The 14,235-nt window shown below is 65.0% G+C and carries 15 protein-coding genes and 1 pseudogene; 10 read left to right on the top strand and 6 right to left on the bottom strand.

The window, feature by feature from the left end:
• Positions 1–118 precede the first annotated feature (118 nt).
• Entirely contained in the window at positions 119–1,705 is a 1,587-nt protein-coding gene (locus tag ALC15_RS18385; protein WP_050628464.1) for a sensor histidine kinase, read from the top strand.
• Between the two features lie 15 nt (positions 1,706–1,720).
• Here the strand turns inward: ALC15_RS18385 and ALC15_RS18390 are convergent, their stop codons facing one another.
• Both ALC15_RS18390 and ALC15_RS46290 read right to left on the bottom strand, forming a co-directional pair.
• Complete coding sequence (locus ALC15_RS18390) at positions 1,721–1,906, bottom strand: hypothetical protein (RefSeq protein WP_050628465.1); 186 nt, start codon at positions 1,904–1,906, stop codon at positions 1,721–1,723.
• On the bottom strand, positions 1,903–2,118 hold the full coding sequence (locus ALC15_RS46290) for a hypothetical protein (protein WP_050628466.1): 216 nt from the start codon (positions 2,116–2,118) through the stop codon (positions 1,903–1,905). The genes ALC15_RS18390 and ALC15_RS46290 overlap by 4 nt, the downstream gene beginning before the upstream one ends.
• A gap of 201 nt (positions 2,119–2,319) precedes the next feature.
• Between ALC15_RS46290 and ALC15_RS18400 the strand changes: the two genes are divergently transcribed.
• Complete coding sequence (locus tag ALC15_RS18400) at positions 2,320–2,691, top strand: cupin domain-containing protein (protein WP_050628467.1); 372 nt, start codon at positions 2,320–2,322, stop codon at positions 2,689–2,691.
• A gap of 24 nt (positions 2,692–2,715) precedes the next feature.
• On the opposite strand, the gene ALC15_RS18405 is transcribed toward ALC15_RS18400, so the two are convergent.
• Positions 2,716–3,849: an acyl-CoA desaturase gene (locus ALC15_RS18405; RefSeq protein ID WP_050628557.1), complete on the bottom strand. Its 1,134-nt coding sequence runs from the start codon at positions 3,847–3,849 to the stop codon at positions 2,716–2,718.
• Positions 3,850–4,163: 314 nt separating this feature from the next.
• Positions 4,164–4,770, bottom strand: a pseudogene (locus ALC15_RS18410) (TetR/AcrR family transcriptional regulator).
• 112 nt (positions 4,771–4,882) lie between these two features.
• On the opposite strand from ALC15_RS18410, the gene ALC15_RS18415 reads away from it, so the two are divergent.
• The 8 genes from ALC15_RS18415 to ALC15_RS18450 all read left to right on the top strand — a co-directional run bounded on the left by ALC15_RS18415 (position 4,883) and on the right by ALC15_RS18450 (position 11,795).
• Positions 4,883–5,578, top strand: coding sequence for a PspA/IM30 family protein (locus ALC15_RS18415; protein WP_050628468.1), 696 nt, complete (start codon positions 4,883–4,885; stop codon positions 5,576–5,578).
• Positions 5,579–5,634: 56 nt separating this feature from the next.
• The gene (locus ALC15_RS18420; RefSeq protein ID WP_050628469.1) at positions 5,635–5,910 is read left to right on the top strand and encodes a YiaA/YiaB family inner membrane protein; all 276 of its coding nucleotides are present in this window, start codon (positions 5,635–5,637) and stop codon (positions 5,908–5,910) included.
• Between the two features lie 373 nt (positions 5,911–6,283).
• A complete protein-coding gene (locus tag ALC15_RS18425) occupies positions 6,284–7,339 on the top strand; it encodes a hypothetical protein (protein ID WP_050628470.1) in 1,056 nt (351 codons plus the stop codon).
• Positions 7,336–8,211, top strand: a complete 876-nt coding sequence (locus tag ALC15_RS18430) for a HesA/MoeB/ThiF family protein (RefSeq protein ID WP_050628471.1) — start codon at positions 7,336–7,338, stop codon at positions 8,209–8,211. Before ALC15_RS18425 ends, ALC15_RS18430 begins: the two co-directional genes overlap by 4 nt.
• Positions 8,208–9,407: a hypothetical protein gene (locus ALC15_RS18435; RefSeq protein ID WP_050628472.1), complete on the top strand. Its 1,200-nt coding sequence runs from the start codon at positions 8,208–8,210 to the stop codon at positions 9,405–9,407. The genes ALC15_RS18430 and ALC15_RS18435 overlap by 4 nt, the downstream gene beginning before the upstream one ends.
• A complete protein-coding gene (locus ALC15_RS18440) occupies positions 9,404–10,525 on the top strand; it encodes a hypothetical protein (RefSeq protein ID WP_050628473.1) in 1,122 nt (373 codons plus the stop codon). The genes ALC15_RS18435 and ALC15_RS18440 overlap by 4 nt, the downstream gene beginning before the upstream one ends.
• A complete protein-coding gene (locus tag ALC15_RS18445; RefSeq protein WP_050628474.1) occupies positions 10,522–11,517 on the top strand; it encodes a nitroreductase family protein in 996 nt (331 codons plus the stop codon). The genes ALC15_RS18440 and ALC15_RS18445 overlap by 4 nt, the downstream gene beginning before the upstream one ends.
• Positions 11,518–11,588: 71 nt before the next feature.
• Positions 11,589–11,795, top strand: a complete 207-nt coding sequence (locus ALC15_RS18450; protein ID WP_050628558.1) for a hypothetical protein — start codon at positions 11,589–11,591, stop codon at positions 11,793–11,795.
• Between the two features lie 368 nt (positions 11,796–12,163).
• On the opposite strand, the gene ALC15_RS18455 is transcribed toward ALC15_RS18450, so the two are convergent.
• Positions 12,164–12,724: a DUF2478 domain-containing protein gene (locus tag ALC15_RS18455; RefSeq protein ID WP_198960914.1), complete on the bottom strand. Its 561-nt coding sequence runs from the start codon at positions 12,722–12,724 to the stop codon at positions 12,164–12,166.
• Positions 12,725–12,807: 83 nt separating this feature from the next.
• Entirely contained in the window at positions 12,808–14,214 is a 1,407-nt protein-coding gene (locus ALC15_RS18460) for an aldehyde dehydrogenase family protein (protein WP_050628476.1), read from the bottom strand.
• Between the last annotated feature and the right edge of the window lie 21 nt (positions 14,215–14,235).

Consider the following 14,235-nt stretch of genomic DNA (forward strand, 5'->3'; position numbering starts at 1 on the left):
TTCGACTCCTGCTATGTTGTTCCATCGGCACGACCGACGGTCTCGGGGGCGGAGCAGCCGGTGCTGGCACAATCCGATTCGGTCCGGAATCAGGGTCGATCGGCAGCAGGGGGGTGAGATGACCGCTTGGCTCTCCGGAATGTTCAGCGACGGCAACTACTTGCCTCATGGACTGTGCCTGTTGTGGGAGCCCGCACTGGTTTGGCTCCATGTCGTCTCGGATGGCTTGATCGCCGCATCCTATTATTCGATCCCGGCGGCGCTGATGTACTTTGCATCGAAACGGCAGGACTTGCCGTTTCCGGGCGTGTTCGGTCTTTTCGCGGCCTTTATTATGGCCTGTGGCACGACCCATTTGCTCGGCGCGGTCACGCTCTGGCAGCCTCTCTACTGGGTTGACGGCGCAGTGAAGGGAGCGACCGCGCTGGTCTCGGTGCCGACCGCTGTCGCGCTCTGGTACCTGTTGCCGAGAGCGCTCGCGCTCCCAAGCCCCGCCCAGCTCGAAACCGCGAACCGCAACTTGCTGCGCGAGATCGAAGAGCACAGAAAGACCGAACTGCAGCTTCGCGAGGCGAACCTGCTGCTCGACGAGCGCGTGCGTGCGAGAACCGCTCTGCTGCAATCGATTCTCGACACCGTACCCGATGCCATGGTCGTCATCGATGCAAGCGGCATCATTGAGTCGTTCAGCTCCACCGCTGAACGTCTGTTCGGCTACGGGGCGGACGAAGTCTGCGGCCGCAACGTCGCGATGCTGATGCCGCCCTCCTACAGCGAAGAGCACGATCGATATATCGAACGTTACATTCGGACGCGTGAGCGGCGCATCATCGGCAATGTCCGGGAAGTGTCAGGCCAGCGGCGTGACGGAACCGTTTTTCCGATGGAGCTGTCGATCGGCGAGGTGTTGCACGCCGATCGGCAGCTTTTCACCGGCTTCATTCGCGATCTTTCGGAGCGCCGGAGAGCCAATGATCGTCTGCAGGAGTTGCAAACCGAGCTGATCCACGTCTCGCGCCTGTCCGAGATGGGCCAGATGGCGACGATGGTGGCGCACGAACTCAACCAACCGCTCACGGCGATCACCAACTACATGAATGGTGGCGTTCGGCTACTCGAAAGCGAGGGTGATCCTCGCGCAAGGCTGCGCGAGGCGATGGAGCGCTCGGCGGCGCAGGCTTTGCGTGCAGGCCGGATCATCAAGCGCCTTCGCGATTTCGTGTCGCGGGGTGAGATCGAACGGCGATTTGAACCCGTTTCCGCGCTGATCGCGGAGGCCGCCGAACTTGCCAGCCTCGGCATCCGGCAAAAGGACCTTCTCATCGAGGTTGACCATGTTGCGCCTGACGCGGCAATCCTGGCGGACAGGATCCAACTTCAGCAGGTGCTGTTCAATCTGCTGCGCAACGCCGCGGAGGCCGTGGCCGAGCAGGAGCAGCGGTCCGTTGCCATCAATGCCAGACTTGATGGGAACGATGTCGTCATCAGCGTGATCGACAATGGTCCCGGCATTTCGCCTGAGGTTCAGGACAGGCTGTTTCAGCCCTTCGTGTCCACGAAGGAGAACGGTATGGGCGTGGGATTGTCGATCTGTCAGGCGATCATTGTCGCCCACGATGGTCGCATCTGGGCAGAAGCCAATCCGGCAGGTGGCACGATCTTCCGGATCGTTTTGCCCCGGGTCCAGGATACGGAGAAGACGTAGGCGGGCCGGCGACGGCTACTTGATGGTCGCGTGCACGGTGATGACCGAGGTGCCGGAAGCCTTTGGTCCCTGGCCGGTTGCCTTGATGGCAAACGTATCGTTGCCCTTGTACTTGGCCTTTGCCCGGTACTCGAAGGTCGACGCGTTGATCTTCTTCAATTTGCCATAGGCCGGCTTCTGCGAGATCGACGAATCCGTCACCGTGCCGCGGATCCGATCGGGATCTGGCAGCTTTCGCCTGAGGCGATGTCGATATCGCCGGTCGAGTTCTCGCCCCAATCCGCCAATGTCGCCGACATCGAGCATTCCGGCACGGCTTGCGCCGCGGATGCCGGCATGACGCCTGATGTTGTCAAGATGAGCGCCAGGGCGGCGACCCCGGTCAACCGCGCCGTCAAGATATCCGTTCTCATGAAGGACTCACCGACTGAAGGTTTGCTTGCGCAAGAATCCTGCAACGCGACAGCACGTTAGGCAAGGACTTCGGCCAATCTGTGTTGGCCGCAAGCGGACGTGCCGTCACTCTGCGCCGACACCTTGTTGCGCGCGAAGGGCATCCCCATAGTCATCCGAACGCGATCCGATCGGAACGGCGAGACAAGAAAGGGATGCCAATGGCTGAAGGCAATGACGGTCAGGCGAGCGCGCAGCAGGCCGGGTTTGCCGGGGTCTCGCGCAAGACCCTCGAGCGGCTTGCGCTGCCCGGCGATGATCGCGAGCTTGTCGTTGCCGAAGTGACCTATCCGCCCGGCGGGGTGGCTCCGCTGCACCGCCATCCGGTCGGTGGCGTGGTCTTCATCGTCGAGGGCACGGCCGAGTCGGCCTATGGCGACGAGGCGCCACGAATATACCGGGCCGGCGAGACCTTGCAGGATCGCCCTGATCTTCCGCACACGCTGTTCCGCAATTGCGACCCGGAGCGGCCGCTGCGCTTCCTGACCATCTACGCGCTCGAACCCGGGCGTGCCTACACGATGGAGCCGTGAGATCAGGCAGTCGAAAGTAGAATACTACCTTTGTTTGATGTGCGGCTTTACGGGTGCGCCAGCCAGCGCAGGCGGAACGGCCAAGAGCACGCAAACCGATTCCACCAGGAGCTCATGTGCACGGTCGACGATATCGTCCAACGAACTCGTCTTCGCGAACATGGCGTGGGCTTCCGCCAGCAACCGCTCACGCGTCGGGATGCTGGGCAGATGCAGGTCGGCACGATGCTGCAGCAGCACAAGCGCCTCCCGCACCGACAACCCGGTTTCGTGCACCGACGATCTGATCGCCTGCGCGATGTATTCGGGATTGAAGCGACCAGCGAGCTGCTCGGCGGTTCGCCTGATCACGCGCGATCCCAGGCGCTGCTCGTTGCGGAGAACCTGCGCAGGCGGCGCCTTCAACTCCCAGACGATGCCGAACCAGGACAACGCCACCAAGACATAATAGGTCGCATCAATCTCCCACCACCGGAAGCCCTGCCGCGCACTGCTTTGGTAGGCGTGATGATTGTTGTGCCAACCCTCGCCCATCGTAAACAGGGCGAGCAGCCAATTGTTGCGGGAGTCATCGCCCGTCACATAGCGCTTGCGTCCGTGAACATGCGCAAGGGAGTTGATGCAGAACGTCGCGTGATACAGCAGCACGGTGCTCCAGAAGAAACCGGCGACCAGCCCCGGCCATCCGGCGATGAGGAAGCACAGAATTGCGACCGCGATCGCCGGCAACACCTCCAATTTGTGCAGCCACATCAACTCCGGATACGCGGCAAAATCCGCAACCTTGGTCAGATCCGTCGCATCATGCTGTCGATAGAAGATCCATCCGAGATGACTGTACACGAAGCCCTTGTGCCGCGGTGAATGCACATCGTGCTCGGTATCCGAATGAAGATGGTGGTGCCGGTGTTTCGCAGCCCACCAGAGCACGCTTTTCTGCGCGCTGCTTTGGGCGAGGAATGCAAGGATGAATTGGAACGTCCGGCTCGTCGAGTAAGCCCGATGCGAGAAATATCTATGATACCCGGCGGTGATCGCAAACATGCGCAGCCAGTACAGGGCGACGCAGATTGCCATCGCCTGCCATGAGACGCCGGTCCAGATTGCCGCCAGACACCCTGCGTGCACCAGCAGAAACGGCAGCACCTGCGGGTACATGATGTCGTCGTGTTGCGGCTCTGGATCGATATAGGTGGACAAGCTCGTGACCTCGATTGCTGCAATGTGCCGGACGTCTCGCCGGCGGACGGTTCAAGTCGCTGTCTCGGCGGCCATTGCGCGTGGTGTGACAAAGAGAACCCCGCGCCGGTCGACCAGTCGCGGGGGCGCGAAATCTGAAACTCAGCTAGTAAATCCGTGGTCAAAGCGATATGGCGCAGATTACCGCAGCGTGCGAAGATTTTCCGCAGCGGATTTGCCAGTGCCGCGACTTGACCACAAATCGGGCGCATTGGGCGGTTTGGGCTCCTGCGCTAGTCCTTCTTCGCCGTCAGCCCGTCGACCATCGCGCGCGCAATGTCGCGATCTCGCTGCGCAGCTGGCCGATCGGCACGGCGATCAGCTTGTGCTCCAGCCCGAGCGCGACCATGCCGTGCACGGCGGAGAACAGGCTGCGCGCGGTGACGCCGAGCTGCGTCGGCGAGCGCTGCGGAAACAGTGCTGCGAGCGGCTTGTAGATGTGGCGGAACAATTCCATCTGCTCGGTGATCGCCCATTCCGGCACCGGCTTGCCGGGCTGCATGCGGTGCTCGAACAGCGCGCGCCACAGTTCGAGATTGTCGGCGGCGAAGTCGCAATAGGCGACCGCGATCCGCACCAGCATCTCGCGCGGCGCCGCCGCTCCGCCGATCTCGGCGAGCGACAATGACGCGTCCAGCCGGGCCAGCGTGCGCGAGCGACCCGCAGGATCAGCTCGTCGACATCCTCGACCAGATTGTAGACGCCGCCATTGGCGACACCGATTTCCTGGGCCAATTCGCGGGTTTTCAGGCCGCCGAGACCTTTTGCCGCAATTGCCCGTTCCGCCGCCTCGATCAGCGCTTCGCGCAGTTTTGCCCGTCGTTCCAATGCTTTGGACATGTTTCACCCGTCGTTAACCGCAACCTTGAGCATCGCTCAAATAAATCTTGAGCGGTGCTCATTATGTGGTACAAAAGATTCATGAGCAATGCTCATAACAGGGAGCGATCAAATGTTCAAAACTGTTTTGACAATTTTCCGCGGCGGCGTGGCGGCAGCCGAGGAGGAACTTCAGGACCGGACCGCGCTGGTCGTCCTCGACCAGCAGATGCGCGATGCGGCCGCCGCGGTCGACCGCTCGAAGCGGACGCTGGCACTCGCGATCGCCGGCGACGCGCAGGAGGGCCGGCGGCTCGAGGCCACCAACGCCCGCATCGCCGATCTCGAGGTGCGCGCATCGGCGGCGCTCGAGGGCGGCCGGGAAGACCTCGCCCGCGAAGCCGCGCAGGCGATCGCCAACCTTGAGGCCGAACGCGATGCCGCGATGACCGCGCGCACGCTGTTCGCCACCGAGATCACCCGGCTGAAGCGCCATGTCGCCAATGCCGAGGCGCGCATCGCCGAGCTCGATCGCGGCCGGCGCCTCGCCCGTGCCTCCGAGGCGGTGCGTTCGCTGCGCCGGAGCGGCATCGAGGCGGCGCGGCCCTACGAATCGACGCTGCCGGAAGCGGAAGCGACGCTGAAGCGGCTGCGTGAGCGGCAGATCGAGATCCAGGCGGCCGATGACGCGCTGTTCGAGATCGATACCGCCTCCGGACCGGTCGTCATCGCCGAGAAGCTCGCGGAGCAGGGTTTTGGTCCGCGCATGAAATCGACTGCCGACGACGTGCTGGCGCGGCTGAAAGCCAAGCGCCCGCCCGCCGCCTGAACCTTCAAGCCAGCAACTGAACCGACTTCAAACCTCGCATCATCAAGGAGACGACCATGAACCAGACCATCCAACCCCACAGCAGCGGCTGGGTCACCTTCACCTACGTATCCTTCGCGGCCTCCGCCTTCCTCGTCGCTGTCGGCGTGTTCTTCCTGCCGATCGACCTCTGGATGAAGGGCTACCTCACGATGGGCATCGTGATGCTGGTGCAGACCTGCGTCACGCTGACCAAGACGATCCGCGACAATTACGAGAGCGGCAAGTTCGTCAACCGCATCGAGGACGCCAAGGCCGAGCGCCTGCTGATGGAAGTCTCCAAGGCGGGTTGAGCCTGAATGCGAAACGGCGGGTGTTTTCACCCGCCGCTTTCGCCGTCTCGTCTCCGGCGTATTGCGAGGAGCGCGCGATAATCCGTCATCCTGAGGTGCGAGCGGAGCGAGCCTCGAAGGATGCACGGCCACCAGGGGGCCGTCGACCCTTCGAGACGCGCTACGCGCTCCTCCAGCGACAAAGGCGAAGCCTTTGCGCGGGGGTGACGGTGAAGGAGCTGCACGCTGTCACCATGATGCATTCACCACCGCTTCCACCCAACATTGTTCCGTTTCCGGAAGGCCTTGTTTACCCTGCGGCGAACAGCGTCAGGTTGCGCTCATCGCTCCTTAACAGGGGCCAGTGCAGAGATCGCGCCCGAGGGACAGAGAAATGGCGTCCACCGACAATCCTACGCCGGCTTCGCGCGGCAGCTCGGGCCTTGCGAAGGTGCGCGCGGCCTTCGACGGCCTGCGCAGCCATGCCGGCTTCTGGCTGAAGGCGCTGTCGCAACCGACCATCGATCTCACCTTGCGCACCCAGGCCGGCCAGCGCACCCGGATCATTGAATCGCCGGGGCTGTCGCTGCCCAGGGATGAGCTCGACGCGCTGGTCGAGCAGCTGCGCATCGTCGCCGCCAAGACGCTGCCCGAGGAGAGCCTGACCTACGGCATCTTCTCCGGCGAGCCGGAGCGGCTGTCGCGCGCCGTCGTCACGTTGATCTCGGAAGAGGACACCGGGCGGCCGATCGCGTTCAATGCGCTGTCGGTGATGGACGTGCCGCTCGACGGCGAGCCGGCTGAAGTCACCCATCTCGGCCTCGTCATGGTCGATCCCGATGTGCGCGGGCAGGGGCTGTCCTGGGTGCTCTACGGCCTGACCGCGCTGGTGCTGTTCGCCCGCGACGGCCTGCGGCCGAAATGGATCTCCAACGTCACCCAGGTGCCGGCGGTGGTCGGCATGGTCAGCGACACTTTCTCGGACGTGTTCCCGTCGCCGCTGCCGGGCGCCCGGCAGAGCTTTGCGCATCTGCAGCTTGCGCGCGGCATCATGGCAAAGCACCGCGCGGTGTTCGGCGTCGGCGAGGAGGCCGGTTTCGACGAGGCGCGCTCGGTGATCACCAACGCCTATACCGGCGGCTCGGATGCGCTGAAGAAGACCTTCGAGATCGCACCGAAGCATCGCAATGCCGTCTACAACGAATTCTGCGAACGCGAGCTGGACTACGGCCGCGGCGACGACGTGCTGCAGCTCGGCCGCGTCGATCTCGCCGGCGCGCGCCGCTATCTGATGAGCGAGGTGCCTTCGGGTTCGCTGCCGGCGCTGCTCGCGGCGTCCGCGATGCTGGCGTTGCAGCGGCTGGTGCTGCCGGTGGTGTACTGGATGGACGACAGCCGCGCCTTCGGCACCTTGCGGCCGCGCCGGCAGGACAGCGGGGCCGCGCGATGAATTTCGACTATTACTCCTTCACCGGCCGCAACATCGGCTTCATCGACGAGCACGAGCAGCAGCTGCTGCGCCAGGCGCGGGTGTTCGTCTGCGGCGTCGGCGGCATGGGAGGTGCGGCGTTCATGGCGTTGGCGCGCGCCGGCATCGGCAGGTTCGTGATCGCCGACATCGATCGCTTCGAGGTCTCCAACCTCAACCGCCAGGTGTTCGCCTTCGCCGACGAGGTCGGCCGCGAGAAGGCGGAAGTCGCCGCCGAAGCTGCGAAGCGCATCAATCCGACCATCGAGATCGAGGTGCTCGGCGAGAACTGGACCGGCGAGCTCGCCGGGATCGCCGAACGTTGCCCCGTCATCGTCAACGGCATGGACGACATCGCCGCCGGCGTGCATCTGTACCGGACCGCCCAGCGCGCCGATGCAACCGTGATCGACGCCTATATGTCGCCGCTGCCGTCGGTGATCGTGGTGCGCCCGCGCGATCCTCGGCCCGAACAGCGCCTCGGCTTTCCCACACTCGGCAAGGACTGGACAGATATCACCGACGATGACCGCCGCGCCGCGATGCGCGCCGAGATCGAGCACGTGATGCTGCACTCGTCGTCGCGCAACTATGTCGACCTCGCGATCGCCGGCGAAGTGGCGGCCGGCCGCCGCAGCCGGATGTCGTTCGCGCCGATGGTGATCTCGACCGGCATGCTGATGGCCTATGAAGCGGTCGCGCTGATCCTCGGCCGCACCTCCGGCACCGATTGCCGCGGCTGGTTCCTCAACCCGCACCGGCCCGCGATCGAGAAGCCGCGCAATCCGCTGATCGCCGCCCTGATGCGCCCGCTGGTGCGGCGGGCCATCGATCAACTGACGGGCGCCGCATGACCTCGGGGGTGATCGCCGATTCCATCGTCAATCTCTGCGGCGCCATCGGCGTCGCGGTGGCGATGATGACGTTCTACCGGCGCGATCCAAGGAGTCCACTGACCCGCCGTTTGCTGCTTGCGCTCGGCGTGATCGCGACCCTGTTCCTCGACCGCGGCCTTGCCTGGTGGAGCGGAAGCTTTGTGCTCGATCGCCTCTCGGTGATCCCGGCCGCGCTGATCCCGCTCGGCGCCCTGATCGTCACCGAGGGCATCCTGCGGCGGCACGCGCCGCGCCCGGTCAAGATCGCAGCGCTCGCGGGCGCCATCCTGCTCGGCCTCGGCGGCCTGTTCGGGCTGCAACGCTTTGCGATGCCCTATGCGATCGCGCTGGCGCTGTTCCAACTGCTGGGCTTTGCGACTTGCGCGCTGCTGCTGGCGACGCGTGACCGTTCCGCGCTGATGGCCTCGGAAAACCGCAGCATCGGCCGCATGGCGGTCGGCGCGCTGGTGGTGATCCCGTTCATCCTGACCGATTTCCGCACGCTGTTTCCCGACATTCCGGTCCGGCTCGGCGCGCTCGGGGCGCTGCTCACGGTGACCGTGATGCTGATCGCCGGCGGCGGCGCCGAGACCCGCCGGCACGGCCTTGCGATGATGGCGCTGCGGCTGATCTCGTCGGGCCTGCTCGGGCTCGCCGCCAGCTTCATGGCGCCTGATGTCGATGCCGCCCAGATGGTCCGGTTCGTCGCGGTCGCGATCGCCGGCGTCTTGACCATTGGCCTGATGACGGACGCGCTGCGGGCACTGTTCGAATCCCAGGAGCCGGGCGTGCTCAACTCGGTCGCGGCGTCGCCGGCGCAGACCCGGGAGCAGCTGATCGCCGAGCTGGCGCGGCATCCGATCTTCGAGAGCGCCCAGCGCTTCCGCGAAAGCGATCTTGCACTTTACGATCCGCCGCTGCTGCGCGACTTCCTCTCGGCGCGGCGTGTGCTGCGCCGCTCCGAGGCGCCGTGGGGATTGGCGGCGACGGACCCGGCCGCCGAGCGCATGGTCTCGCTGATCTCGGCCAACAACGCCTCCCATGTCATCGTGCTCGGCCATGATCCGCTCGACCTGATCGTGCTCGCCGTGCCGGTGACCGCGGCCGATCCCGCCACCGAGACCGCGCTGGCGCTGGTGCGGCGGCTGCTGGCGTTGACCCCGGAGGCCAAATGACAACAGAGATCCGGGAGGGCGACCGCAGGGCGGCGTTCGACGCCGCGCTCAATGCCTATGGCTCCGACAGTCTCTACGTGCCGCCGCTGTGGAGCGATTTCGACCGGATGTTCGACGCCGCGAAGAATCCGTTCATCACCGAAGGCCATGGCCGCTACGCGCTGTTTTCCGCGCATCGCGACGGAAAACCGGTCGGCCGCATCGCCGCCTCGATCCATGACGCCTCCAACCGCAAGCACGGCACCCGCCACGGTGCGTTCGGCTTCTTCGACTGTGTCGACGACGGCGAGGTCGCCGATGCGCTGCTGCGCGCCGCCGAGCAATGGCTGTCGGCGCGTGGCATGAGCCGGATCGCCGGCAATTTCAATCTCACGGCGATGCAGCAGATCGGCGTCGTGACCGACGGCTTCGACCATGCGCCGTTCACCGACATGATGTGGTCGCCGCCGCACATCGCGCAGCATCTCGAACGCGCCGGCTACACGGCGACCTTCCCGATGACGACGTTCGAGATCGCGCTCGACGGCGGCAAGCCGGAGCAGCTGCTCGGCGACAAGCAGCGCGCGGTGCTGGCTGACAAAGACTTCGTCTGGCAGCCGATCAAGCGCTCCGCCTTCAAGGCGCGGCTGGAGGATGCGCGGCTGATCCTGAACGACGGCTTTGCCGACAATCCGATGTTCGTGCCGCCGACCGCAGCCGAATATCTGTTCCAGGCCGGCGACATGATGTGGATCATCGACAAGCGGATTTCGACCGTGGTCTATCACCGCGGCCGCCCTGCCGGCGCAATCATCGCGATCCCCGACCTCAATCCGCTGATCAAGGCGATCGGCGGCCGGATCGGGCTGACCGCACCGTTCAAATTCATGCAGCACCGCATGATGAACACGCGCGCGGTGCTGATCTATCAGTCGGTCTGCCGCGACCTGCACAATCGCGGCCTCAACGGCGCGATGCTGTACCGCACCGCGCTGGCGTTGCAGCAGGCCGGTTACCGCACGCTCGGCGGCACCTGGATCGCGGACATCAACGCGCCCTCGCTGCGCCAGGTCGAGAAGGCCGGCGCCACGCCGCTGCACCGGCTGCATCTGTTCACCAAGCGGCTGGCCGCGGCATGAGCGAGCTGACGCCGGATCTGCTGCGTGAGCTGGTCGCGGAGGCGCGGCTGTCGCCGAGCGTCCACAACATCCAGCCGACCCGCTGGCGCCTGCTCGGCGACGGGCGGCTGGCGCTGGTCGACGCCACCGCGGTCCGCGCGCCGATCGCAGACCCCGCGGGGCATGATGTTCTGGTCTCGCACGGCGCGGCGCTGGAGGGCATGAGCCTCGCCCTCAACCGCCGCGGCCTCGCCATCACGGCCATGACCACCATCGAGCAGCCGCTGACGCCGAAATTTGCCGTGCTTTGCAGCTTTGCGGTCAGGCGAGGTGTCGCGCCCGATCCATTGGCCGGCCATGTGGCGCGCCGCATGTCGTGGCGCCGCAGATTCGTGGCGTCGCCGGATGATACCGCGCCGCTGGTGCAGCTTGCCGTCGCGCGTGACGATTTGGTCTGCATCTGTCATCGCCAGGCAATCACGGAGATCGCCGGCTGGGCCGACCAGGCCGAATTCTCCTTTGTGCACGGCGACGACTACCGGGCCGAGTTGCTCGAATGGATGCGACTGTCGCCCGGCCATCCGCACTATCTGTTTGACGGGCTCAATCGCGACGCGCTCGCCATGGGCGCGGTCGAGGCCACCGCCGCCCGCTTCGTGCTCGGCAGCCTGTTCAGGCCGCTCGATCGTCTCGGCCTCGCCGCAGCGCTGCTCGCCGACCGCGCCAAGACCGCCTCGGCCTCGGCGATCGTCCTGTTCTGTCGTCCGGTCGGTGAGGATCCACTCACGACGGGGCGGCATTTCTATCGCAGCTGGCTCGAGATCGACCGCGCCGGGCTCGCGGCGTGCCCGATCTCGGCGCTGGCGGATCATCCTGACTTCAACGAGCGGCTGCGAAAGCTCGGCAAGGTTGGCGCCGACCTGCGGCTCGTCAACGTGTTCCGCGTCGGCCGACCCGCCGAACCGCTGAAACCGCGGCACTACCGGATGCCGGTGGATCGCTTGATTGTCTGATCGGTACCCCCTGTCAAAGCTTCACGCGGCCGTGCTAAGAGGCGGCCCGCAAACCAATGACCGGTGGGATGATGTCGAAGCAATCGTTGCGCGAGGAAGCGGAACGCCTGATCCGCGAAACCATGGAAAAACGGAACCTGGTCGTCAAGCAGGGGACGACCCGGATCGAGGCGGTCTGCGGCAAGTGCGGCGCGCCGAACCGGGTGCAGGCGGAAAAGGGTCAGACCCGCGTCAAGTTCACCTGCAAGAACTGCGACCACAAGCAGGAAACGCTGTAGGCGTTGCTGTCACGCGATCTTAAGCCCGTCATCCTGAGGTGCGAGCGGAGCGAGCCTCGAAGGATGCACGGCCCGGCCGGTGCCCGTCGATCCTTCGAGACGGCCGCTTTGCGGCCTCCTCAGGATGACGGTGATAGTGCATAGGGTGGGTTGGCTAACCCTCCGATTCCGCCTGTGCTGTGAATGCATGGTTCGCAAGCGAGACCAAACGTTCAGCGTCGTCCTGGCGAAAGCCAGGACCCATTACCCCAGTCGCTAGTTGTTGCGCGACGCTGGGGCTACGATCCCGCACACGATCAAATTCGGTGGTTATGGGTCCTGGCTTTCGCCAGGACGACGGGGTGGAGAGTGGATTGGCCGAGCGCAATCTACTTGCAGGCCTCGCACACCGTGGTGTGATCCGGCGCGACCCGGGCGGTGCTTCGCAGCGAGACGTTATGCCACCAGGCGTCCAGCGCGTGGCGATCGCAGGCGAGCTTCACGCTCATGCCGCCGGCGAACTTGATCCAGTCGGCAAAGCTTTGCCGTGACACCGCGATCACGACCGGAATATCGGCATCGAGCGCGCGCTCGATCAGGAAGCCGAGGCCCTTGCCGTCGCGCTCCCGCTTGCCGAAGCGGTTGATGATGACGAGATCGGCGCCGGCCGAAAGCGCGTCGGCGACGCGGATGCCGGCGTCCTGCAACCGCGACAGATCGAGCTTGCAGCCGGTGGCTCCTTTGCTGGGCGGCTGTGCCAGCAGCAGCGTCTCGCCGCTATGCACCAGCACCGCGGACAGGCTGGAATCCGCGCACTGGCCAGTCTGCACCATGCCGACCACGCGCGCGCCGTCCGCCTTCAGGCCGCCGGCGAAGTCGCGCAGGACGGCATCGGGATCGTCGTTGTCGTCATAGACCACGGCGGCAAGGTCGCATTGAGCGTCGAACATGATGGGCTCTGCTCGTTATGGAGGGAGAGGGGCGGCCGCGGCGCCAAGGGGTTCCAAGGTGTCGCAGCCGCATGTTTGTCGGATCAGGCCGGCGGGCCGTTGATGATCTGCAGCTGGGTGAATTCGGCGAGGCCTTCTTCGGCGAATTCGGTGCCGATGCCCGACTGCTTGGCGCCGCCGAACGGAATGTTCGGGGCCATGTCGAGGTGCTTGTTGATCCACACCGTGCCGGCCTCGATCCTGGTCGCGATCTCATGGGCGCGCTTGATGTCGGAAGACCACACCGACGCGCCGAGGCCGTAGGTGGTGGCGTTGGCGCGGCGGATCACGTCGTCCTTGTCGGAGTACTTGATGACAGGCAGCACCGGGCCGAACTGCTCCTCGTCGACCAGCTTGGAGCCTTCCTTGATGTCGCGCACGATGGTCGGCTCGATGAAGTAGCCGGGACGGTCCATCGCCGAGCCGCCGGCGATCACGTTGCCGTTCTTGCGGGCGTCGTCGAGGAACGCCTTCACCTTCTCGTACTGCATCTTGTTCTGCAGCGGCCCGAGTTTTGTTCCTTGCTTTGATCCGTCGTCGACGACGGTGTTCTTGGCAATGGCCACGAGTTCGTTGCAGATCTCGTCATAGACGGATTCGTGCACATAGAGCCGCTTGATGGCGAGGCAGACCTGGCCGGAGTTCTGGAACGCGCCTTCGAAGATGCCGGGCGCGACTTTCTTCGGATCGACGTCGTCGAGCACGATGCCGGCATCGTTGCCGCCGAGCTCGAGCGTGATCCGCTTCAGCGTCTGCGATGCGCTCGCCATCACCCTCTGGCCGGTCGCGGTCGAGCCGGTGAAGGAGATCTTGCGGATGTCGGGGTGCTTGGTCATGTGCTCGCCGAGATCGTTGGCGTCGGTGATGAAGTTGAGCACGCCCTTCGGCAGGATGTCCTTGACCAGCTCGGCAAAGCGCAGTGAGGCCAGCGGCGTGGTCGGCGCCGGCTTCACCACCAGCGTGTTGCCGGCGAGCAGCGCCGAGGGTAGCTTGAACGCTAGGATCAGCAGCGGGTAGTTCCAGGGAATGATGGCGCCGACCACGCCGAGCGGGCGGCGATAGGCCTCGACCTTGCGGTCGCCGGAATTCTCGATCACGCGCATCGGCAGGTCGAGCGAGCCGAGATAGCGGAAGAAGCCGGCCATGCCCAAGACCTCGCCGGTGGCGTCCGCGAGCGGCTTGCCTTGCTCGCTGGTCAGGATATGCGCGAGTTCATTGGTGTTGGCCTCGATCGCCTCGGCCATCTTGATGACGAGCTTGCGGCGCTCTTCCATCGGGGTTGCGGCCCAGGCCGGGTAGGCGGCCTTCGCGGCGGCGACGGCCTGATCGAGCTGGTCCTTGGAGGCGCGCGGACATTGCGCCACCACCTCTTCGGTCGCCGGATTGAGCACCGGCATCGTGCTGTCGCCGGGTACCATCTTGCCGTCGATGAGAAGACTGTAATCACGCATAGGCTTTGCTCTCCCTGGTCA

This window comes from Bradyrhizobium viridifuturi, from assembly GCF_001238275.1.
In the GTDB taxonomy this organism is placed as follows: Bacteria; Pseudomonadota; Alphaproteobacteria; order Rhizobiales; family Xanthobacteraceae; genus Bradyrhizobium; species Bradyrhizobium viridifuturi.